The sequence below is a fragment of the Novosphingobium sp. FG137 genome (genome assembly GCF_057809735.1).
On sequence record NZ_JBMDKN010000009.1, the window covers coordinates 47,611 to 66,707 of the forward strand.

The 19,097-nt window shown below is 65.5% G+C and carries 17 protein-coding genes; 13 read left to right on the plus strand and 4 right to left on the minus strand.

Annotation, left to right across the window (positions count from 1 at the left end):
• Positions 1 to 43 precede the first annotated feature (43 nt).
• Positions 44 to 2,587 carry a TonB-dependent receptor gene (locus tag ACODS2_RS20840; RefSeq protein ID WP_489000477.1) on the minus strand — a complete coding sequence of 848 codons (2,544 nt, stop codon included), beginning with the start codon at positions 2,585 to 2,587 and terminating at the stop codon, positions 44 to 46.
• Between the two features lie 151 nt (positions 2,588 to 2,738).
• On the opposite strand from ACODS2_RS20840, the gene ACODS2_RS20845 reads away from it, so the two are divergent.
• Genes ACODS2_RS20845 through ACODS2_RS20870 form a run of 6 tightly spaced genes read left to right on the plus strand, consistent with a single transcriptional unit; the run spans position 2,739 to position 10,137 of the window.
• Positions 2,739 to 3,416, plus strand: a complete 678-nt coding sequence (locus tag ACODS2_RS20845) for a GntR family transcriptional regulator (protein WP_298164367.1) — start codon at positions 2,739 to 2,741, stop codon at positions 3,414 to 3,416.
• Positions 3,417 to 4,334 (plus strand): hydroxymethylglutaryl-CoA lyase, encoded by a 918-nt coding sequence (locus tag ACODS2_RS20850; protein ID WP_489000478.1) that lies wholly within the window; start codon positions 3,417 to 3,419, stop codon positions 4,332 to 4,334.
• A gap of 3 nt (positions 4,335 to 4,337) precedes the next feature.
• Positions 4,338 to 6,386, plus strand: coding sequence for a hydantoinase/oxoprolinase family protein (locus tag ACODS2_RS20855; RefSeq protein WP_489000479.1), 2,049 nt, complete (start codon positions 4,338 to 4,340; stop codon positions 6,384 to 6,386).
• Positions 6,387 to 6,400: 14 nt separating this feature from the next.
• Positions 6,401 to 8,287 carry a hydantoinase B/oxoprolinase family protein gene (locus ACODS2_RS20860; protein ID WP_489000480.1) on the plus strand — a complete coding sequence of 629 codons (1,887 nt, stop codon included), beginning with the start codon at positions 6,401 to 6,403 and terminating at the stop codon, positions 8,285 to 8,287.
• Between the two features lie 6 nt (positions 8,288 to 8,293).
• Positions 8,294 to 9,496 carry a CaiB/BaiF CoA transferase family protein gene (locus ACODS2_RS20865; RefSeq protein WP_489000481.1) on the plus strand — a complete coding sequence of 401 codons (1,203 nt, stop codon included), beginning with the start codon at positions 8,294 to 8,296 and terminating at the stop codon, positions 9,494 to 9,496.
• On the plus strand, positions 9,496 to 10,137 hold the full coding sequence (locus ACODS2_RS20870; protein WP_489000482.1) for an isochorismatase family protein: 642 nt from the start codon (positions 9,496 to 9,498) through the stop codon (positions 10,135 to 10,137). The genes ACODS2_RS20865 and ACODS2_RS20870 overlap by 1 nt, the downstream gene beginning before the upstream one ends.
• Here ACODS2_RS20870 and ACODS2_RS20875 read toward each other — a convergent pair.
• A complete protein-coding gene (locus ACODS2_RS20875) occupies positions 10,127 to 10,567 on the minus strand; it encodes a MarR family winged helix-turn-helix transcriptional regulator (RefSeq protein WP_489000483.1) in 441 nt (146 codons plus the stop codon). The two genes, ACODS2_RS20870 and ACODS2_RS20875, sit on opposite strands and share 11 nt — an antisense overlap.
• Before the next feature lie 111 nt (positions 10,568 to 10,678).
• Positions 10,679 to 12,427, minus strand: coding sequence for a cation:proton antiporter domain-containing protein (locus tag ACODS2_RS20880; RefSeq protein WP_421839964.1), 1,749 nt, complete (start codon positions 12,425 to 12,427; stop codon positions 10,679 to 10,681).
• Positions 12,428 to 12,570: 143 nt separating this feature from the next.
• Between ACODS2_RS20880 and ACODS2_RS20885 the strand changes: the two genes are divergently transcribed.
• On the plus strand, positions 12,571 to 12,870 hold the full coding sequence (locus ACODS2_RS20885; RefSeq protein WP_489000484.1) for a hypothetical protein: 300 nt from the start codon (positions 12,571 to 12,573) through the stop codon (positions 12,868 to 12,870).
• A gap of 39 nt (positions 12,871 to 12,909) precedes the next feature.
• Here the strand turns inward: ACODS2_RS20885 and ACODS2_RS20890 are convergent, their stop codons facing one another.
• The gene (locus tag ACODS2_RS20890) at positions 12,910 to 13,362 is read right to left on the minus strand and encodes a PaaI family thioesterase (protein WP_298164379.1); all 453 of its coding nucleotides are present in this window, start codon (positions 13,360 to 13,362) and stop codon (positions 12,910 to 12,912) included.
• Positions 13,363 to 13,567: 205 nt separating this feature from the next.
• On the opposite strand from ACODS2_RS20890, the gene ACODS2_RS20895 reads away from it, so the two are divergent.
• The 6 genes from ACODS2_RS20895 to katG all read left to right on the plus strand — a co-directional run bounded on the left by ACODS2_RS20895 (position 13,568) and on the right by katG (position 19,079).
• On the plus strand, positions 13,568 to 13,879 hold the full coding sequence (locus ACODS2_RS20895; RefSeq protein WP_298164382.1) for an FtsB family cell division protein: 312 nt from the start codon (positions 13,568 to 13,570) through the stop codon (positions 13,877 to 13,879).
• A gap of 46 nt (positions 13,880 to 13,925) precedes the next feature.
• Complete coding sequence (gene folE / locus ACODS2_RS20900; RefSeq protein WP_421838153.1) at positions 13,926 to 14,540, plus strand: GTP cyclohydrolase I FolE; 615 nt, start codon at positions 13,926 to 13,928, stop codon at positions 14,538 to 14,540.
• Positions 14,541 to 14,562: 22 nt separating this feature from the next.
• A complete protein-coding gene (locus ACODS2_RS20905) occupies positions 14,563 to 15,441 on the plus strand; it encodes an alpha/beta hydrolase family protein (RefSeq protein WP_489000485.1) in 879 nt (292 codons plus the stop codon).
• Between the two features lie 109 nt (positions 15,442 to 15,550).
• Positions 15,551 to 16,003: a hypothetical protein gene (locus ACODS2_RS20910; protein WP_489000486.1), complete on the plus strand. Its 453-nt coding sequence runs from the start codon at positions 15,551 to 15,553 to the stop codon at positions 16,001 to 16,003.
• A gap of 10 nt (positions 16,004 to 16,013) precedes the next feature.
• A complete protein-coding gene (locus tag ACODS2_RS20915) occupies positions 16,014 to 16,751 on the plus strand; it encodes a TorF family putative porin (protein ID WP_489000487.1) in 738 nt (245 codons plus the stop codon).
• Positions 16,752 to 16,895: 144 nt separating this feature from the next.
• Positions 16,896 to 19,079 (plus strand): catalase/peroxidase HPI, encoded by a 2,184-nt coding sequence (gene katG / locus ACODS2_RS20920; RefSeq protein ID WP_489000488.1) that lies wholly within the window; start codon positions 16,896 to 16,898, stop codon positions 19,077 to 19,079.
• The last annotated feature ends 18 nt before the right edge of the window (positions 19,080 to 19,097 follow it).

Genomic DNA, 19,097 nt, shown 5'->3' on the forward strand with positions numbered 1-19,097 from the left:
GGGGGCTTGGGCCCCTTCCATTCGAGCGTTGGAGTGCTCGGGATCAGAACTTGGCGCCAAGCTCCACACCGATCATGCGGCGCGCGCCGGGCGAGATGAACGAACCGCCGAACTCGATCGCGGGGATCACTTCGGCGAGGTACTTCTTGTCGGTCGCGTTGTTGGCGAAGAGCGCGATGCTGTAGCGATCGGTCTGCAGCGCGGCGCGCAGGTTGAGCACGCCGAAGGTGTTGCGGCGGGCGACGTCGTACTTCGCATCGCCGACAACGGCCGGGAGCTGCAGCGCGGAGATCGGCAGGAGGCCCGAGAACAGCGTCGGCGCGGTCTGGTTCTGCACGGTCGAGAACCAGGTCGGGCCGGTCACGCGGTAATCGGCGCGGGCGATGAAGCGCACGCCATTGCTGATCGGCTGCTCGATCTCGCCGCCCAGGTTGATCGTGTAGTCGGCGGTATAGGGCGACTTGTTGCCGATCGTGTTCGGGCGCGCCGAGTTCTTCTTGATCTCGCTGTCGGTGTAGTTGACCGAGCCGAACAGCTTGACCCCGCGCACGGGCTTGACCGCAACATTGAGCTCGACGCCCTTGAGATCGACCTTATCGATGTTCGAGACGACGCGCAGCAGGCCGAAGCTGCCGACGAAGAACTCGAAGAACTGCATGCCGTGGACCTGGGTGTAGTAGCCAGCCAGATCAAACGTCAGCTTGCCATCGAGCAGGTTGCCCTTGAGGCCCGCTTCCCATGCGCTCGACCATTCCTTGCCGTACTGGTCGTTGATGTTCACGTTGGCGTTGATGAACTGCTTGAAGTTGGCGTTGACGACCGCAGCCGAGCCCTGATTGTTGAAGCCGCCCGATTTGAAGCCGATGCCCCAGTTGGCATAGAGGTTGAGTTCCGGGATCGGCTTGTAGCTGAGCGTGACCTTGGGTTCGAACTGCTTGAAGGTCGCCGCCTTGTCGGTCACCGGACCGAAGGCCTGGCCAGGGTTGATCGGGCCGCCGGTGAAGGGATCGGTTGCGGTCGGCACGAGGCTCGAGGACCGGCGACGCTCGATGTCGTAGCGCAGGGCGACGCCCGCCTCGAACTTCTCCGAAGGCTTGTATTCGACGCTGCCGAACGCGGCGTAGACGTTGGTCTTGAACTTGTCGGCCAGCAGCAGCGAAGTGGGGTTGGCGCTGTCCGGCGCGTTGTAGAGCTGCTTGATCACGCCCTTGCCGGTATCGGCGCCCAGGCTCACGCCGGTCGAGCGGTCGATGTGCAGATAATAGGCACCGATCTGCCAGGTGATCGGGCCACCGGGCTCGCCGATCAGGCGCCACTCGGTCGAAATGTCCTTCTGCGTACGGACCTGGTACTGCGTGCCATCGCAGGTCGTCGGGCTGTAGGGGCCGAAGGTCGAGCCATTGGCGGGTGCGAAGATGAAGGGCACCGGGATCGCGCCGATGAAGCCGGGCTGGTTGACCGGGAAGCCGGTGTTGGCAGCGGTGCTGGCGAAGCATGCATTGACCGCAGGCTGGGCCGCCGGGTTCACTGCGCTGATATAGCGGGCGAAGTCCGCCGAAGTGCCATCCGCGACGAGATCCTGATCGACGTTCGAGTAGAGCACCCAGCCGACCAGCTTGAGGCCATCGGCAAGCTGCTTGTCGAGCTTGGCCGAGAAATCGAAGCTGTTCTGATCATTGGTGGCGCGAATGTTCGGATAGAAGCGGAATTCGTGCTGGTTGACGTTCTCGTAGAACTTCGGGTTCACCGCCGCGAAGTTGGGCAGGTGGAACGAGGCGTTGAACGGAAGCGAAGCGCCGCGGAACTGGGCGTAGCGCGCCTTGAGATCGATCTGGGTGTCGGTGCCCTTGCCGATCAGCACGCGGCCGTCGATCGACCAGTCTTCCTTGTCGGCGATGGTCTTGCTGCCATCGCGCTCGTTGCGCCAGAAACCGTCCGTCTTGTAGTAGGTGCCCGCGAGCACGAAGCCGGCGTTCTCGCCCAGAGGGCCGGCGATGTGTGCGGCGCCGTCGAAAGTGTTCTGCTCGGCATAAGAAGCGCGCACCGCGCCGGTCAGCGTGTCAGTGGGCTTGATCGTCTGCAGCACGATGGCACCAGCGGCAGCGTTGCGGCCGTAAATCGCGCCCTGCGGACCCTTGAGCAGTTCGACCTGCGAAAGCGTGCCCTGGCGCTGGTTGAGCTGCGCGGTGTTGGTCTTGAGGATGCCGTCAACGACGAGCGCGACCGAGCTCTCCGCGTCGCGCGCGCCGTTGATGCCGCGGATGTTGATCTGGGTGTCACCCGCCTCGGCAGTGCCGGTCACGATGGTGACACCGGGGGTCAGGTTCGTGAAGTCCGCTGCGCGGGTCGAGCCGGTGTTGGCCAGCGTCGCTGCGGTCAGCACCGAGACCGAGGCCGGAACATCCTGCAGCCGCTCGTTCTGGCGGCGGGCGGTGACGATGATCGCGCCTTCCTCGGCAGGAGCGGGCGTGTCGGCAGCCTGCGCCTGCGGCTCGCTCTGCGCGAAGGCCGGAGTGGCGGCGAAGGCAAGGCCTGCGACGGAAGCCGAAAGGAGGCTGGCGGTGTTCAGCCATTGCGAGATGCGCATCGGTGGTACTCCCTGTCAGTATGATGGCCGTTTTCGGCTGCCGTGTTGTTGATCGTGCCCCCATGGCATTCACGGCTTGATAGGAGACATGGATATTGTATACAAATGCCATCGGTCAAGCCGATTGGTTGCAGAAATCTCGGGAGCCTAAATGTCGCGCGCCTCTGATCGTGCCTACAGCGCGATCCGGAACATGATTCTTTCGGGAGAGCTCCCCGCCGGCGCGCAGCTGGGCGAGGAAGCGCTCGCGGAAATGTGCGGGGTTTCCCGCACCCCGGTGCGCGAGGCGCTGCGCCGTCTGGAGGCTGATATGCTGGTCGGCCGCACCGATACGCAGCGCACGTTCGTGGCGGATTGGTCGATCGACGACGTGGCCGATGCCTTTGAATTGCGGGCGATGCTGGAAGCCCGCGCGGCACGGCGCGCGGCAGAGCGGATGACCGAGCCTGCGCTCGCCCGAATCAGGGCGGCGAATCGGACCCTTTCGGCTGCGATCCAGCATCCTTCACCAGACGTTGCCGGGTTCCTTGACGGGAACCGCGAGTTCCACGCGATCATCCTCGAAGTGGCGGGTTCGCGGCGTCTGGCTGCCCTCTTGGGCACGCTGATCGAGCAGCCTGTCGTGCTGCGCACTGCGCGGCAGTACTCTCGTGAGGAGCTGCGCCGCTCGCATGCCGAGCACGAGGAACTGACGGCCGCTTTTGCGCGGCGGGACGGGGCCTGGGCCGAGGCGATCATGACCAGCCATATCCTGCGCGCCTACCATGCCTACGCCGATGCGCACCGGGCCCGTCTCGATGCCGGAACGCAACAGGAAGCGGCCGAGTAAATGTATACAAATTCAATCGAAATGGTCGAAGTCAGCCCCCGCGACGGGCTGCAGAACGAGAAGGCCATGGTGAGCACAGCGGACAAGCTCGCGCTCATCGACCGGGCGCTTGCGGCCGGCGCGCGGCGGATCGAGGTGGCGAGCTTCGTGAACCCCAAGGCCGTGCCGCAGATGGCCGATGCCGAAGCGGTCTGCGCCGGGCTGCCGCTGCGCGGCGACGTGACCTACATCGGCCTCGTGATGAATGCGCGCGGTGCAGATCGCGCGCTGGCGACGGGGCGCATCGACCAGTTGGGCGCGGTCTCCGTGGCGACTGATACCTTTGCCATGGCCAACCAGGGCCAGACTTCGGACGGCTCGATCGAAGCCGCCAAGGGCATCATCAGTGCTGCGCGCGACGCAGGCAAGTTCGGGCAGGTGACGATTGCCGCCGCGTTCGGCTGCCCGTTCGAGGGTGAAGTGGCCGAAGCGCGCGTGCTCGCCATGGCCGAAGCGCTCGCTGCCGCCGCGCCGGTCGAGATCGCGCTGGCGGACACGATCGGGGTCGCCAATCCGGCGCATGTGACCCGGCTCGTGACGGCGGTACGCGAACTGGTCGCGCCGATCCCGGTACGCGTGCACTTCCACAACACGCGCGGCACCGGGCTCGCCAATGTCTGGGCAGCGGTAGAAGCCGGTGCGCGGACGATTGACGCTTCGATCGGCGGGCTGGGCGGCTGCCCCTTCGCGCCGGGCGCAGCCGGCAATGTTTCGACCGAAGACGTCGTCTATATGCTCGAGCGCGCCGGCGTGCGCACCGGGCTCGATCTTTCCGCGCTCATTAGCGCCAACCATTGGTTGGCCGAGGTGATGGGACGCACGCTGCCAGCCATGGTCTCAAGGGCGCCAGCATTTCCGAAACAGCTTCAAGAGGGATAGGGCATGGGTTACCGTCTGGGTGTCGACGTTGGCGGCACGTTTACCGATCTGCTGCTGTTCGACACGTCGAGCGGCGCATTCTGGCGGCACAAGACGCCGTCGACGCCGCACGACAGTTCCGAGGGCATCCTCAATGGCGTGACGGCGATCTGCGCCAAGGCCGGGATCACGACAGGGGATATCGATTACTTCCTCCACGGGACTACCGTGGCGACGAATGCCGTGCTCGAAGGCAAGGGTTCGCGCGTCGGCCTCGTGACGACCGAGGGCTATCGCCATATCCTCCAGATCGCGCGCAGCTTCGTGCCAGGCGGCCTTGCAGGCTGGATCATCTGGCCCAAGCCGCAGCCGCTGGCCGCGCTCGAAGACACCGTGACGGTCAAGGGCCGCATCGATGCCGAGGGCAACGAAGTGCGCCCGCTCGATGAAGCCGATATCCGCACGCAGCTGGGCCTGCTCAAGGCACAGGGCGTGGAGGCGGTGACGGTGAGCCTGATCAACGCTTATGTGAGCGGCGCGCATGAAGTGCGGGTGGGCGAACTGGCGGCCGAGATTCTGCCCGGCGTGCCGGTTTCGCTGAGCCATCAGGTGCTCCCCGAAATGCAGGAATACGAGCGTACGCTGACGACCGTCGCCAATGCGGCGGTGCGTCCGGTGGTGGGGCGCTATGTTTCCAACTTGCGTGACCGCCTCGCGGCTGAGGGCATGACCGGCAAGCTTTCGCTGCTGCGCTCGGACGGCGGGCTGATGTCTGCCCAGAAGGCTGAGGAGCATCCGGTCAACATCCTCATGTCCGGCCCTGCGGGCGGCGTGACCGGCGCGATCTGGGTCGGCCGCAATGCCGGGATCCGGAATATCCTGACGCTCGACGTCGGCGGCACCTCGACCGACGTGGCGCTGATCGAAAACCTCGAGCCGCGCCGCCAGCGCACGACCGAAGTGGGCCACCTTTCGGTCCGTGCCTCGGCGCTCGATGTGAAGACGGTGGGCGCGGGTGGCGGCTCGATTGCCTATGTTCCCGAACTGACCAAGGCTCTTCGGGTAGGCCCGCAATCGGCGGGCGCGGTGCCGGGGCCGGCGGCTTATGGCAAGGGCGGCGAATTGCCGACGGTGACCGATGCCAATGTCGTGCTCGGCTATCTCCCCGAAAACCTGCTCGGCGGGACCTTCCGGCTTGACCGCGAAGCTTCGACCAAGGCCGTGCAGACCATTGCCGATGCACTGGGTATCGACCTCATGGCGGCAGCGCGCGGGATCATCGATATCGTCAACGAGAACATGTTCGGTGCGCTGCGCATGATCTCGGTGCAGCAGGGCTATGATCCGCGCCACTTCGCGCTGATGGGCTTCGGCGGGGCGGGGCCGCTGCATGTGAACGCAATTGCGCGGCTGCTGGGCGCATGGCCTGCGGTCTCGCCTGTTTCGCCGGGCGTGCTCTGCGCGCTGGGCGATGCGACAACGCGGATGCGCACCGAAACCGCGCGCAGCTTCTCGCGCCTCGCCACGCAGACCGAGGCGAGCGAGTTGATCGCGATCCTCGCCGAGATGGCAGCGCAGACGCGTGGCGAACTCCTGTCTGACGGTGTGCCGGAGGACGAGATCACTACCGAGTTCGAAGTCGACGTCCGCTATGCGGGTCAGGCCTTCGAAGTGCCGCTGACGATCTCGGCAGACGTGCTGGAGGCGGACGGCATTGCCGGCATTCTCGCGCGCTTCGATGCCGAGCATAAGCGCCTCTTTACGTTCAACATGGATACCCCACACGAGATCGTGAACCTGCGCGCCGTGGCGCTGGGCCGCGCGCTTGATCTGCCGGCGGCCGAACTCCCCAAGGGCGATGGCAACCCGGCGGCAGCCAAGATGCGTGACCACACGTTGTGGATGGACGGGCGCGAACAGGCGGCGGTGATCTATGACCGCGCCCTGCTGCGCGCCGGGGATGTGATCCCGGGTCCGGCCATCGTCTGCGAGATGGACTCCACGACGCTTATCGAAAGCGGCTGCGTCGGCACGGTCGATGCTGTCGGCAACATCCTGATCAATCTGGCCTGAGGGAAGCACCAACCATGCCTGCAACCATTGTCCAGACGAACCCCGTCCCCTTCAACCGCGTTCCCATTGATCCGGTGACGCTCGATATCATCGAGAACGCTCTGCGCAATGCGCGCATCGAGATGGACGCAACGCTCGTGCGCACTGCGATGTCGCCCGGCATCCGCGAGCAGGGGGACGCGTTCCCGCTGATCGCCGATCACACTGGCAAGATGATCGTCGGCCAGTTCGGCAGCTTCATCGGCGGCTTCCTCGATAACTTCGATGGCACGCTGGAAGACGGTGACATGATCTTCCTGTCCGACCCGTACTCGGTCGACGGCGCGATCAGCCACTCGAACGACTGGCTCGTGCTGCTGCCGGTGTTCAAGGATGGGCGGCTGATCGCCTATACCTCGATGTTCGGCCACCAGAGCGACATCGGCGGCAAGGTCGTCGGCTCGATGCCGATCAATGCCCGTTCGATCTTCGAGGAAGGCGTGCGCATCCCGCCGGTGAAGATCTGGAAGAAGGGCGAATACAACGACGACCTGATGAAGCTCGTCATGCACCAGACGCGCAAGCCCGACTGGTGTCAGGCCGATCTCAACGCGCTGATCGCCGCCTGCCGCGTCGCCTCGCGCCGCGTGATCGAGATGGCCGAGCGTTTTGGCGATGACGTCTATGTCTCGGCCACGCAGGACCTGCTGGCCCGCAACCACCGCGCGATGCAGGCGCTGATCGGCATGGCGATTGCCGAGGAGCCTGTCAGTTTCGAGGACTACATCTGCGACGATGGCATGGGCTACGGCCCCTACAAGATCAAATGCACGATGTGGCGCGAGGACGGCCGCGTGATCCTCGACTTTGCGGGCACCGATCCGCAGAGCCAGGCCTCGATCAACTTTTTCCTCAATGAAAACATGTTCAAGATGTTCTTCGGCATCTACATGATCATGGTCTTCGATCCGCAGATCCTGTTCAATGACGGGTTCTACGATCTGATCGACGTGCGCATTCCCGAAGGATCGCTGCTCAAGCCCAGGTTCCCCGCGGCGCTTTCGGGGCGGACCCATGCGCTGGGGCGGATATTCGACATTCTGGGCGGATTGCTGGGCCAGAAGACTCCCGAGTTTCTCAATGCAGCTGGGTTCTCGTCTTCTCCGCACCTGTTCTATTCGGGCAACGACGCGCGTCCGGGCAAGAAGGGTGAGTGGTTCCAGCTGTTCCAGATCGGCTTTGGCGGTATTCCGGGCCGTCCGATGGGCGACGGGCCGGACGGCCACTCGCTCTGGCCGGGCTTCACCAACGTGCCCAACGAGTTCCTTGAACGCTACTTCCCGATGCGGATCGAGCGCTATGAATGCGCAGCGGATAGCGGCGGGGCGGGGCTCCACCGCGGCGGCAACGGCATTCACATGACCTACCGCTTCCTCAGCGCCGGCACGATCTCTATCCATGACGACCGCTGGTTCGTGCCGCCTTGGGGCGTGAACGGCGGCGAACCGGGCCAACGCGCGCGCAAGGTGCTCGAGCGCGCCGATGGCACGAGCGTGATCGTGGGCAACAAGGTCGAGGACGTCGAGGTTGAGGCGGGCGATCAGCTTCACTTCATCACCTGGGGCGGCGGCGGTTGGGGTGACCCGCTGGCGCGCGATCCGGCGCTGGTTGGGCTTGAGATCACGCAGGGCCTCGTGACCGCTGAAGGCGCGCGGGACTATGGCGTGGTCGCGAGCGCTGCGGGCGTGGTCGATGCGGCTGCAACCGAAGCGCTGCGGGCCGAGCTGCGCGCAGGCCGGGGCGAGTTGCCGTTGTTCAACTATGGCCCGGGCATTGAGGCGCTGCGCAGCGCCTGCGAGAGCGAAACGGGCCTTGCCGCGCCGATCCAGCCCGTGTGGCCGCATCTCGAAGCGGCGGAGTAAGCCGATATGCATGCAGGTGCATTGAACGACATCCGCGTCGTCGAGCTGGGCCAATTGCTGGCTGGGCCGTTCTGCGGCCAGCTCTTGGGCGACATGGGCGCCGATGTGATCAAGGTCGAGCCGCCGCACGTGAACGGAAAAGGCGGCGGCGACCCGATGCGCGATTGGGGCCAAGGCGCGGAGAAAGTGCAGTGGGAAGTGATCGCGCGCAACAAGCGCTCGGTTTCGGCCAACTTGCGCATCCCCGAAGGTCAGGCGCTGGTGCGGCGGCTGATCCGCGAGGCCGACGTGCTGATCGAGAACTTCAAGCCGGGCACACTTGAGAAGTGGGGCCTTGGCCCCGATGTGCTGCTGGCCGAGCAGCCGGGCCTCATCATCGCGCGCATGTCTGGCTATGGGCAGGACGGGCCCTATTCGGACCGTGCCGGCTTTGGCGGCATCGGCGAGGCGATGGGTGGCTGGCGCTATATCGTGGGTGAGCCGGACCGGCCGCCCAGCCGGATGGGCGTCTCCATCGGTGACACGCTGACAGCGACTTACGGGTGCATGGGCGTGCTGGCGGCGCTGCACGTGCGCGAGAAAACTGGCAAGGGGCAGGTGATCGACGCGGCGCTTTACGAAAGCGTGCTGCAGGTCATGGAAGGCCTCGTGCCGGAATACGACCGCATGGGCCTGATCCGCGAGCGTTCGGGTTCGATCCTCAAGGGCATTGCGCCGTCCAACGTCTATTCGTGCAAGGACGGCGAGTTCATGATCGGGGCGAACAAGGATTCGCTGTGGAAGCGGCTTGCCACAGTTATGGGGCAGCCCGAGCTTGGTGATGATCCGCGCTTTGCGACGCATCTGGCGCGCGGAGCAAACCAGACCGAGATCGACAATCTGATCAACGACTGGACCCTGACGAAGACGGTCGATGAAGTCGATGCGCTGATGATCGAGGCTTCGATCCCGGCGGGCCGCGTCTACCGTGCGCCTGATATGCTCGCCGATCCGCACTTCGAGGCGCGCGGCGCGATCATCGAGGTGGAGACCGAGCGCTTTGGCGCACTCAAGATGCAGGGCGCGTTCCCCAAGCTTTCGGGCACGCCAAGCGGCGTTCGCCGTCCGGCCCCGGCGACGGTCGGGCAGCACAATGCCGAGATCTATGGCGGGCTGCTGGGGATGAGCGAGGCGGAACTGGCCGCGCTTGCCGCAGGCCGCGTGATCTGATGGCGCGGGGCGAGCACGATCTTTCCGGCAACTATGCGGGCGCGTTCGATGGCTCGCTGCCGTTCGGGGCGCGCCCCGCTGTCATCGTGATCGATATGGTCGAGGCCTACCTGCAGCCCGGCTCGCCGCTTTATGCCGGGGTCGAGGATGCCGTGGCTAGCGCGGCGCGGCTTGTCGCAGCCGCGCGCGAATGCGGCGCGCCGGTGATTTTCACCAATGTGGAATACCAGCCCGGCGGCGCGGATGGCGGGGTGTTCTTCCGCAAGGTGCCCGCGCTCAAGGTGTTCGAGAAGGGTTCGCCGCTGGGGGCTTTCCCGGCGCAGTTGAGCCCGGTGGACGGTGATTTCGTCATCACCAAGCGCTATGCCTCGGCGTTCTTCGCAACGCATCTGGCAGCGACCCTGACTTCGCTCGGCGTCGATACGCTGGTGATCGCCGGAGTCTCGACCTCGGGCTGCGTGCGGGCGACCGCGCTCGATGCGTGCCAGAACGGTTTCCTGCCGTTCGTGGTGCGCGATGCCTGCGGGGACCGGCATGCCGCGCCGCACGAGGCGAACCTGTTCGACCTTCAGGCCAAATATGCCGAAGTCGTCAGCGAAGCGCGCGCGCTCGAACTCATGGCGGCAACTGTCACGCGCTGACCGGCTCTGCCAGCGGGGCGAGCAACCGGGCCAGGGCCGCGCGGTCTTCTTCTTCGACCCGCGCGCCAAGTACGGTCTCGATGGCCTCGGCATAGATCGGCCACATCGCGGCGCGCATTGCGCGGCCTTCGATGGTGAGGTGCAGCAGATAGCCGCGTGCATCTTCGGCGCAAGGCACGCGGGTCAAGAGGCGCTCCTTGACCATGCGTTCGATGAGGCGCGACAAGGTATACTGCTCGGTCCCCAGCATGGCCTGCAAATCGCGCGGGCGCTGTGCACCGCGGCGCTCTATGGCCAGCAGCACATCGTACCATTCGGGCGGCGGCATGCCGAGTGCGCGCAAGGTCGCGGCGCAGTGCTGGCTGGCGAGATCGGCTGCGCGGAGCAGGCGGGTCCACGCAAGCAAGGTGGTAGCGGCCGGCATGGCCATGGCGGGCAAGCCTTTCGATGCGGGTGCATGGGAAATTCCATGCCGATGCATCGATAAAATGATGCGACTGCATGGGAATGTCCATGCAAGTGCAACTACTTAGCGCAGCTTCTAGCCGGGTTCGCCTTCCAGTTCCTGCGGTTCGGGGGCGGTGAGGATACGGTCGCGAGCGACGCGGGGATCGCCGGCTTCGACCTGCAGGGCGAGGCGTTCGCTGTCGCGCGCCCGGAACAGCGTTTCGGCCCGCGTGATCGCCTCGTTGCTGAGGCCGGCATTGTCGAGCGCGGCGCGGGCCATGGCGATGGCGGATTCGAAGGTTTCGCGCATTATCAGCGTGACGGGAGCATCGCGCAGCTTGATCACCGCGCGGCGATCGAAGGCGCGGACGAAGACGGCGGCACGCGGGAAAGCTTCGTGGACAGCGGCCAGCATTGCCGCATCGAGCTGGTCCCCGTCGATGCAGAAAAGGATCATTTCGGCTTCGGCAGCGCCCGCCTGCCGGAGCATGTCGATCCGCGTGCCGTCGCCGAAATAGACCTTGGCACCGAAGGTGCCGGCAACGTCAATCATCTCCACATCGGTATCGATCAGCGTGACGGTGATGCCGCCCGCCTGCAGCACCTGACCCACGGCCTGCCCGAAGCGTCCGTAGCCGACGATCAGGGCATTGGCGCCGTCGTTGCTGGGGCCTTCGCGGGTGGCGGCGGTCTTTGGCACCGGCTCGGCGCGGAAGCGGCGGGTGGCCATCATCAGGAATGGTGTGGTCGCCATCGAGAGCGTGACGACCGCGCCGAACAGGCTGGCCGCTTCCGGGGCGATCAACAGGGCATGGCTAGCCTGTGTGAACAGCACAAAGCCGAATTCGCCGCCCTGACTGAGCAGGAGGCCGAGCGCGAGCGCGCCGCGCCAAGGCACGCCGAACAGCCGCGCGAGGCCGAACATGACCGCGGCCTTCACCGTGATCAGCATCAGCGCCATCGAAATGACGAACAGCGGATCGCGCGCGATGGCGCCGAGATCGAGCATCATGCCAACCGCGAGGAAGAACAGGCCGAGCAGGATCGAGCGGAACGGCTCGACATCGGCTTCGAGTTCATGGCGGTAGGGGCTGTCGGCCAGCATGACCCCGGCGATGAAGGCGCCGAGCGCAGTCGAGAGACCAAGCAGTTCCATCACCGCGCCCGCTGCCATCACAGTGAACAATGCGGCGACGATGAACATCTCGCGCTCACCCAGATTGCCGATCAGGCGGAACAGCGGGCGGATAAGGAAGCGCCCCGCCGCCACGAGGCCCGCGATGGCCGCCACCGTTTCGAGCGCGAGCAGCCAGCCCGGCGGGCCGCCGAGATCGGCCGGATTGCGGCTCAGCGCGGTGATGATCGTGATCAGCGGGATGATCGAGAGATCCTGGAACAGCAGGATCGAAAAGGCCCGCTCGCCAAAGCGGGTCTTGAGGCGCCCGGACGATTGCAGCATCGGCAGGACCTGCGCCGTGGACGACAGCGCCAGCGGCAGACCCAGCGCGAGCGCGGCGGCGGAGGAGAAGCTGGTCGTCAGCATGATCGCCCCGGCAAGGGCCAGCCCGCAGATCGAGACCTGCAGCAGGCCGAACCCGAGGATATCGCGCTTCATCTTCCAGAGTTTGGAGGGATCGAGTTCCAGCCCGACGAGGAACAGCAGCAGCGTGATGCCAAGCTCGGCAAAGCCCAGCTTCTGCTCTGCATCGCCGACCATATTGAGCACGAAAGGCCCCAGCATCGCGCCAGCGACCAGATAACCCAGCGTCGCGCCGAGGCCGAGACGGCGGAACAGCAGCACGAAGGCCAGCGCGAAGCCGAGCAGCAGGAAACCGTCGTGCATGATCGAGGCGGGGTGGGGAGAGGTCACCCGCCGGTTGTCAGGCTTCGCGCTCTCAAGGTCAACAGTCCTTGCCGGACCTAGTCTATTGACATTGATGTAGGCAGCGTGGTTCCTTGCCGTCCAGGACTACAAGGGAGATATCCATGTCTGTTGCCGGGAAGTATGAATGCGTGACCCGTTCGCCGATGGGCGATCAAACCTCGATCCTCACCGTCGATGTCGACGGGAGCAGCTTCAGTGGCAGCAATTCCGGGCCGATGGGCAATATGGAAATCACCGGTGGGACGGTTGATGGCAACACCATCAGCTGGTCGAGCAACATCACCGTGCCGATGCCGATGAAGCTCGATTGCACCGCGACGATCGACGGCGATGCCCTGACCGGTACTGTGACCGCAGGCATGTTCGGCAGCTTCCCGATGACCGGCAAGCGCATCGACTGAGAATGTCCGGGGGAGGGCGCTGTCCTCCCCCGCTTTCGCCTAGCGCGCGTGAATCCGCTTGAACGTGCCGGAGAACGCCAGCGCCGGCTCGCCGTCCGCAGTGATCAGGCCGCGCGCGAAGACCAGGCTGCGGCCGGCGCGGATCACTTCGCCGCGGGCTTCCAGCATCTGGCCCGCGCGCGCAGGCCCCACGAATTCGGCATTGAAGGTAACGGTGACGCCGCTCATCTCCTCGCCCGTCGCGCTGGCGATCATGAACAGCGAGAAATCGCCGAACGTCATCATGCAGCCGCCGTGGATGCTGCCATGTGCGTTGCAGTTCTTCGCGCGCGGCCTGAAGCCGGTCACCACCCCTTGCTCGTCGCGGCGGACATAGAACGGGCCGACGTCATCCTCGAACGGATCGTTGCCCGCCCAGTGATACCATCCGGCCCAATCAGGATCGGTCGCGGGTTCCAGCTTTCCTGCAAATGGCGGCGTTTCGGTCGTCATGGGGTCGGTCTATCCGTAATGATGGCGTGCCAGCCCTAGGGAATGAATTGGATCTCGGCCAGCATGAGCCGCCGGCACAGGATCGGTATCGCGCGTGACAGCAAAGCGCTCCCGCCTTTCCTGACAGCCCACTGCGTAAACGTCCTGTGCCGGATTTGTGCTTTTCCGGTTGAATCGGCGGGATAAGTGTGATTCTGTCAAATTGATGAAACGCCGCAGCACTTCCCTCAAGCTACCGCGCGAGAGCATGACGCAGAGCTTTGCGCTCGTCGCGTTGCTGCTGCTGGGCGCGGTGGCGCTGGCAGGGCCGAGCGGCGTGCTGGCGTGGACAGAGAACGCCCGGCTGCTCGAACAGCGGCAGGCCGAGGTGAAGCAACTCCAGGCCGAGCGTGACCGGCTCCGCAACCGGGTCAATCTCCTCGATCCGCGCCATGCCGATCCCGATCTGGTCGGTGAATTGCTGCGGTCGGATCTCAACGTGGCGCATCCGGACGAGATCGTCATCCAGCGCAAGTAATGCCATAGGGCATCCCCAGCGCGATTCTCTCGGAGCACCACTGACCATGACCGTCCACCACGGACACGATGATGACGATCCGGTTGAGGACGGCAAGATCCCGGTTCCCGCGCATGTGCAAGATGCGATCCGCACGCTGATCCGCTGGTCGGGCGACGATCCGGAGCGCGAAGGCCTGCTCGATACGCCGCGCCGCGTGGCCCGCGCCTGGAAGGAATACTGCCAGGGCTATGCCGAGGATCCGGCGTCGCACCTCGCACGCCAGTTCGAGGAAGTGGGCGGCTACAACGAACTGGTGCTGCTGAAGGACATTCCCTTCCAGTCGCACTGCGAGCACCATATGGCGCCGATCATCGGCAAGGCGGCGATTGCCTATCTGCCGCGCGACAAGGTGGTGGGAATTTCCAAGCTGGCGCGCGTGCTCAACGCTTATGCGCGGCGGCTGCAGATCCAGGAACGGTTGACCGCCGAAGTGGCCACCTGCATCTGGGACAATCTCAAGCCCCACGGTGTGGCGGTGGTAATCGAGGCGCAGCACGGCTGCATGACCGGGCGCGGCGTGCGCACACCGGGCGTGGGCATGGTGACGAGCCGCATGATGGGCACATTCCTTGAAGACAATCGCAGCCGCAAGGAAGTGCTCAGTCTGATGGGCTACTGACACGCAAAGGATCGGCGGACATATGCGGGGATTTGTTAGACTGGCCGCCGTATTACTTGCGCTTGCCGCACCCGCCACGTGGGCGGCACCGGCCATCCCGCCAGCGATCTACACCGATCCCCCCGCCGATCCGGCGCATCCGGCGCGGATGGAAGTGCTCCATATCCCGAGTGGCGGGGTGGAGATCAACGGCGTGGCTTATCTGGCCGCCGGGGCCGGACCGCATCCGACGGTGGTGATCTGCCACGGCCTTCCGGGCAACGAGAAGAACCTCGATCTGGCCCAGGCGCTGCGGCGGCAGGGCTGGAATGCGATCACGTTCAACTATCGTGGTTCGTGGGGAAGCCCGGGCACTTTCCGCTTCGGCCAGAATCCGGAGGACGCCCGCGCGGTGCTGGCGTTCCTGCGGGTGCCCGCGAACGCCGAGCGCTTTGGCATCGACAGCGCGCGGATGGCAATGGTCGGCCACTCGATGGGCGGGTGGGTTACGACCATGGCCGGTTCGCAGGAACCGGACCTGCGCGGCCTAGTGCTGATTTCTGCCGCCGATTTCGGGTATGTCGGCCAGATGCCGGACTCGGAGCGGACCAAGCTGGTTGCTGACAACAGCGAAACGCTCAACAATTCGGTGCAGGCGCTCTCGGCCGAACTCGCGGCGCATGCCAGAGAGTGGGATTACGTGAACCGTGCCGAGGCACTGAAGGCCATGCCGCTGCTGGTGCTCACGTCGGACGATGGTCTTGCTCCGGACGGCGATGCGCTCGTTGCCGCCGTGCGCAAGGCGGGTGGCACCAGGGTCCATGCCGCCCATGTCGCCACCGACCACGGCTGGTCCGACCACCGCATCGATCTTGAGGCGCGCGTGATCGGCTTCCTGGAGCCGCTGCTCGCGCCGACCTGACGGGCGCACAGCAATCAAATATTACCAAGCAGTCGCTTTCTGCACATCGGACCATGCCTATCTTTCGTTTGGACCCGGCCATAACCGGGCCAAGGCAGGAGACAGGACAATGAAACGATGCACGCTTGCCGCCGCAGCGGCGGCAACTCTGGCGCTGGGCGCTCCGGCGCTGGCCATGGAACACAAGACTATCATCGATCATCCCGTGGGCACGATCGCGGCGGACTATTCGGGCACGAGCCGGGTCTCGCTGCAGCAGGTCGGCAGCGTTAGCGTCGGCGGGCGACCGGAGACACTGCGCTGCCGCTGGACGGTCTCGCTGGTGGTGGAGCGGCAGGCACGGCTCGGTTCCGGGCAGGAGGCGCGGCGAACGCTGTCGCAATCCGATGTGGTGAAGGGGTCCGTGCCAGGCTGGTGCCCGCAGCGCGATCATGCGGCAGAGCGCTTCGCGGCGAAGCACCGCGACGACCTTCACGCCGCGCTGATGGCGCTGGTAGAGCAGGACCGCGCGCTGATCCTGGCCGAGGCAGACAGGATGCGGGGGACTCCGCGCGAGGGCTAGAGCCGGAGCCGTGACAGTCCGGATAATGCTGAGGCTGGCCGGAGCCATCGTGCTTCTGCCAGCCGGTGCGGCATGGGCGCAACCGCTTGAGGCCGGAGCGGAAGCAGCCAGCGATGACGTGCGCGCCGGCATCAGCTGGAGCGGCGGCCGGGCCTCGGCCTCTGCCGATGCGCGGCTTGATCTTGGCGCCATAGATGCATCGCTGCGGCTGGCCACGTTGCGACGCGCGCCGCGTCATGCGGGCGCGGATCTCGTTGCAGATGTGGCCATCGGCCGCGACTGGGCGCTCGGGCCGGTCATTCTCCGCACCGAGGCGGTGGGCCATGTCTTTGCCGGCGCATCCCAGAGCATGGACTTCGGCGAACTGGCCCTGGGCGTCCGATACGGCCTTGGTCCGCTACGCCTTGCCGCGACTGCGTGGTATGCGCCGCATCAGAGCACGATCGGCGGCGATAACCTGCATCTGCGCGTCGGTGCGGATGCAGGCCTGCCGGGCGTCCCCATCACCTTGTTGGCGAGCATCGGCCATACGGCGGGGGGCGGGCAGGGTCTGCGTGCAGCGCGGCTCCGTCCCGCCGGTGACTACACCGACTGGAAGCTCGGCGCTGAGTATGCCCGCTACCCGCTGAGCCTGGGGCTCGAGTATGTCGGGACGACGGTTGCGGCGAGCGGGGCCCCAGCTGGTCCGTTTGCCGATCCATCTGGCGCAGCTGACCGGGTTGTCGCGCGGGTGCGCCTGTCGTTCTGAGGGGCTGGTTACTCTGAAACTGAATCGATCAATGTGCGAGTTTTGATGGCAAAACCCGATCACTGCGATGAACTTTACTCGCTTCCGGCTGAAAGCGTCTAGGCGTAGTTTTGTTCCATCGAATACGCGATGGAGTCATTCACCATGAACATGCAAACCGGCGATGCAGCGGGCGGTTGCCCAGTCCACAAGGACGCCGCGCGCGCCCTTCTGGGCCGTACCAACAAGGACTGGTGGCCCGAGGCGCTGCCGGTCGATATTCTCCATCAGGGCGGCGTTTCGCCCGATCCGACCGATCCCGGCTTCGATTATGCCGAAGCCTTCAAGGCGCTCGACTACGCAGCGCTCAAGGCCGATCTCACCGCGTTGATGACCGATAGCCAGCCGTGGTGGCCAGCGGATTATGGGCACTATGGCCCCTTTTTCATCCGCATGGCCTGGCACGCGGCGGGCACCTATCGCACCGCCGATGGCCGCGGCGGGGCGAATAGCGGGCAGCAGCGGTTTGCGCCGCTCAATTCCTGGCCGGATAACGGCAACCTCGACAAGGCGCGGCGGCTGCTCTGGCCGATCAAGGCGAAGTACGGGAAGCACATCTCGTGGGCGGACCTCTTCGTGCTCGCGGGCAATGTCGCGATCGAATCGATGGGCGGGCCGGTGTTCGGTTTCGGCGGCGGCCGGGCCGACGTCTACGAGCCCGAGCGCGACATCTACTGGGGGCAGGAATCCAAGTGGGTCGATTCCGCCGAAACGCGCATCCAGCCTGACAAGGGCACGGAGCTCGAAGAACCGCTCGCTGCGATCCAGATGGGGCTGATCTACGTGAACCCCGAAGGACCGGGCGGGGTGCCCGATCCGCTGGCATCCGCGCGTGACATCAAGATCACGTTCGCGCGCATGGCGATGGATCTGGAAGAGACTGCCGCGCTCACCGCGGGCGGCCACAGCTTCGGCAAGGCCCACGGCGCGGGTGATGCCGCGCTGGTCGGCCCGGCTCCGGAAGCGGCGGACATCACCGCGCAAGGGTTCGGTTGGCTGAGCACCCACGGCAGCGGTGTGGGCGGCGATGCGATTACCAGCGGCATCGAGGGCGCGTGGGTCAACACGCCGACACAATGGTCGGGCAACTACTTCCGCCTGCTGCTCGACTATGACTACGAACTGGTCCGCTCGCCCGCAGGTGCGCACCAGTGGCAGCCGGTTGACCAGCGCGAGGAGGACATGGCGCCGGCAGCGGATGATCCGGCACGGCGCGTGCCGACGATGATGACCACTGCCGATATGGCGCTCAAGATGGACCCGGAGTTCCGCGCGATTGCCGAGCGGTTCCGCCACGATCACGAAGCGTTCAAGGATGCCTTCGCGCGGGCCTGGTTCAAGCTGACCCATCGCGACATGGGGCCAAAGGCGCGCTACCTTGGCCCCGATGTGCCGGCGGAAGATCTGATCTGGCAGGATCCGGTGCCTGCTGGCCGGATGCCGCTTGAAGGCGAAATCGCGGCGTTTAGGCAAGCGATCCTCGCATCGGGCGTGGCACCTGCGGCGCTGATCAAGGCGGCCTGGGCTTCGGCTTCGACCTATCGCCGCACCGATCACCGCGGCGGTGCCAACGGCGCGCGCATCCGCCTGGCCCCGCAAAAGGACTGGGCGGTGAACGATCCGGCAGAACTCGCCCAGGTCCTCGGCGTGATTGATAGCTTGCGCGGGAACCTCTCGTTGGCCGATGCCATCGTGCTGGCCGGCACGGCCGCTGTCGAAGCGGCGGCCAGGGCAGGCGGTTTCGATGGCGCGGTGCCCTTCACCGGCGGACGCGGCGATGCCAGTGCGGAATGGACCGATGCGGCAAGCTTTGCAGTGCTGGAGCCGCGCGCCGATGGCTTCCGCAACTACCTCGCGGCGAAGCACTCGGTGAAGACGGAGGAACTGCTGATCGACCGGGCTTCGCTGCTGGGTCTGTCAGCGCCGGAAATGGCCGTGCTCGTGGCGGGTCTGCGGGTGCTGGGCGCAAACCAGGGCGGCAGCGACCTTGGCGTTTTCACTAACCGGGTGGGCGTGCTGAGCAACGACTTCTTCGTCAACCTGCTCGACATGGGCACGGTGTGGAGCGCGGTGGAAGGCAGCGGCGATGAACTCTTCACTGGCCGCGACCGCGCGACCGGCGGAGTGAAGTGGCGGGCGAGCCGGGCCGACCTCGTGTTCGGATCGAACAGCCAGTTGCGCGCGGTGGCGGAAGTCTATGCCGAAGCGGGCGGCGACGCGAAGTTCCTGCGCGATTTCGTGAAGGCCTGGACCAAGGTGATGAACGCGGATCGCTTCGATCTGCCGTGATGGTTGAACCCGCCGGGC

What these genes read in the sequence shown, in the direction of transcription:
- ACODS2_RS20840 (WP_489000477.1), bottom strand. Translation starts at nt 2,587, where the DNA reads ATGCGCATCTCGCAATGGCTGAACACCGCCAGCCTCCTTTCGGCTTCC.
- ACODS2_RS20845 (WP_298164367.1), top strand. Translation starts at nt 2,739, where the DNA reads ATGTCGCGCGCCTCTGATCGTGCCTACAGCGCGATCCGGAACATGATT.
- ACODS2_RS20850 (WP_489000478.1), top strand. Translation starts at nt 3,417, where the DNA reads ATGTATACAAATTCAATCGAAATGGTCGAAGTCAGCCCCCGCGACGGG.
- ACODS2_RS20855 (WP_489000479.1), top strand. Translation starts at nt 4,338, where the DNA reads ATGGGTTACCGTCTGGGTGTCGACGTTGGCGGCACGTTTACCGATCTG.
- ACODS2_RS20860 (WP_489000480.1), top strand. Translation starts at nt 6,401, where the DNA reads ATGCCTGCAACCATTGTCCAGACGAACCCCGTCCCCTTCAACCGCGTT.
- ACODS2_RS20865 (WP_489000481.1), top strand. Translation starts at nt 8,294, where the DNA reads ATGCATGCAGGTGCATTGAACGACATCCGCGTCGTCGAGCTGGGCCAA.
- ACODS2_RS20870 (WP_489000482.1), top strand. Translation starts at nt 9,496, where the DNA reads ATGGCGCGGGGCGAGCACGATCTTTCCGGCAACTATGCGGGCGCGTTC.
- ACODS2_RS20875 (WP_489000483.1), bottom strand. Translation starts at nt 10,567, where the DNA reads ATGGCCATGCCGGCCGCTACCACCTTGCTTGCGTGGACCCGCCTGCTC.
- ACODS2_RS20880 (WP_421839964.1), bottom strand. Translation starts at nt 12,427, where the DNA reads ATGCACGACGGTTTCCTGCTGCTCGGCTTCGCGCTGGCCTTCGTGCTG.
- ACODS2_RS20885 (WP_489000484.1), top strand. Translation starts at nt 12,571, where the DNA reads ATGTCTGTTGCCGGGAAGTATGAATGCGTGACCCGTTCGCCGATGGGC.
- ACODS2_RS20890 (WP_298164379.1), bottom strand. Translation starts at nt 13,362, where the DNA reads ATGACGACCGAAACGCCGCCATTTGCAGGAAAGCTGGAACCCGCGACC.
- ACODS2_RS20895 (WP_298164382.1), top strand. Translation starts at nt 13,568, where the DNA reads ATGAAACGCCGCAGCACTTCCCTCAAGCTACCGCGCGAGAGCATGACG.
- folE (WP_421838153.1), top strand. Translation starts at nt 13,926, where the DNA reads ATGACCGTCCACCACGGACACGATGATGACGATCCGGTTGAGGACGGC.
- ACODS2_RS20905 (WP_489000485.1), top strand. Translation starts at nt 14,563, where the DNA reads ATGCGGGGATTTGTTAGACTGGCCGCCGTATTACTTGCGCTTGCCGCA.
- ACODS2_RS20910 (WP_489000486.1), top strand. Translation starts at nt 15,551, where the DNA reads ATGAAACGATGCACGCTTGCCGCCGCAGCGGCGGCAACTCTGGCGCTG.
- katG (WP_489000488.1), top strand. Translation starts at nt 16,896, where the DNA reads ATGAACATGCAAACCGGCGATGCAGCGGGCGGTTGCCCAGTCCACAAG.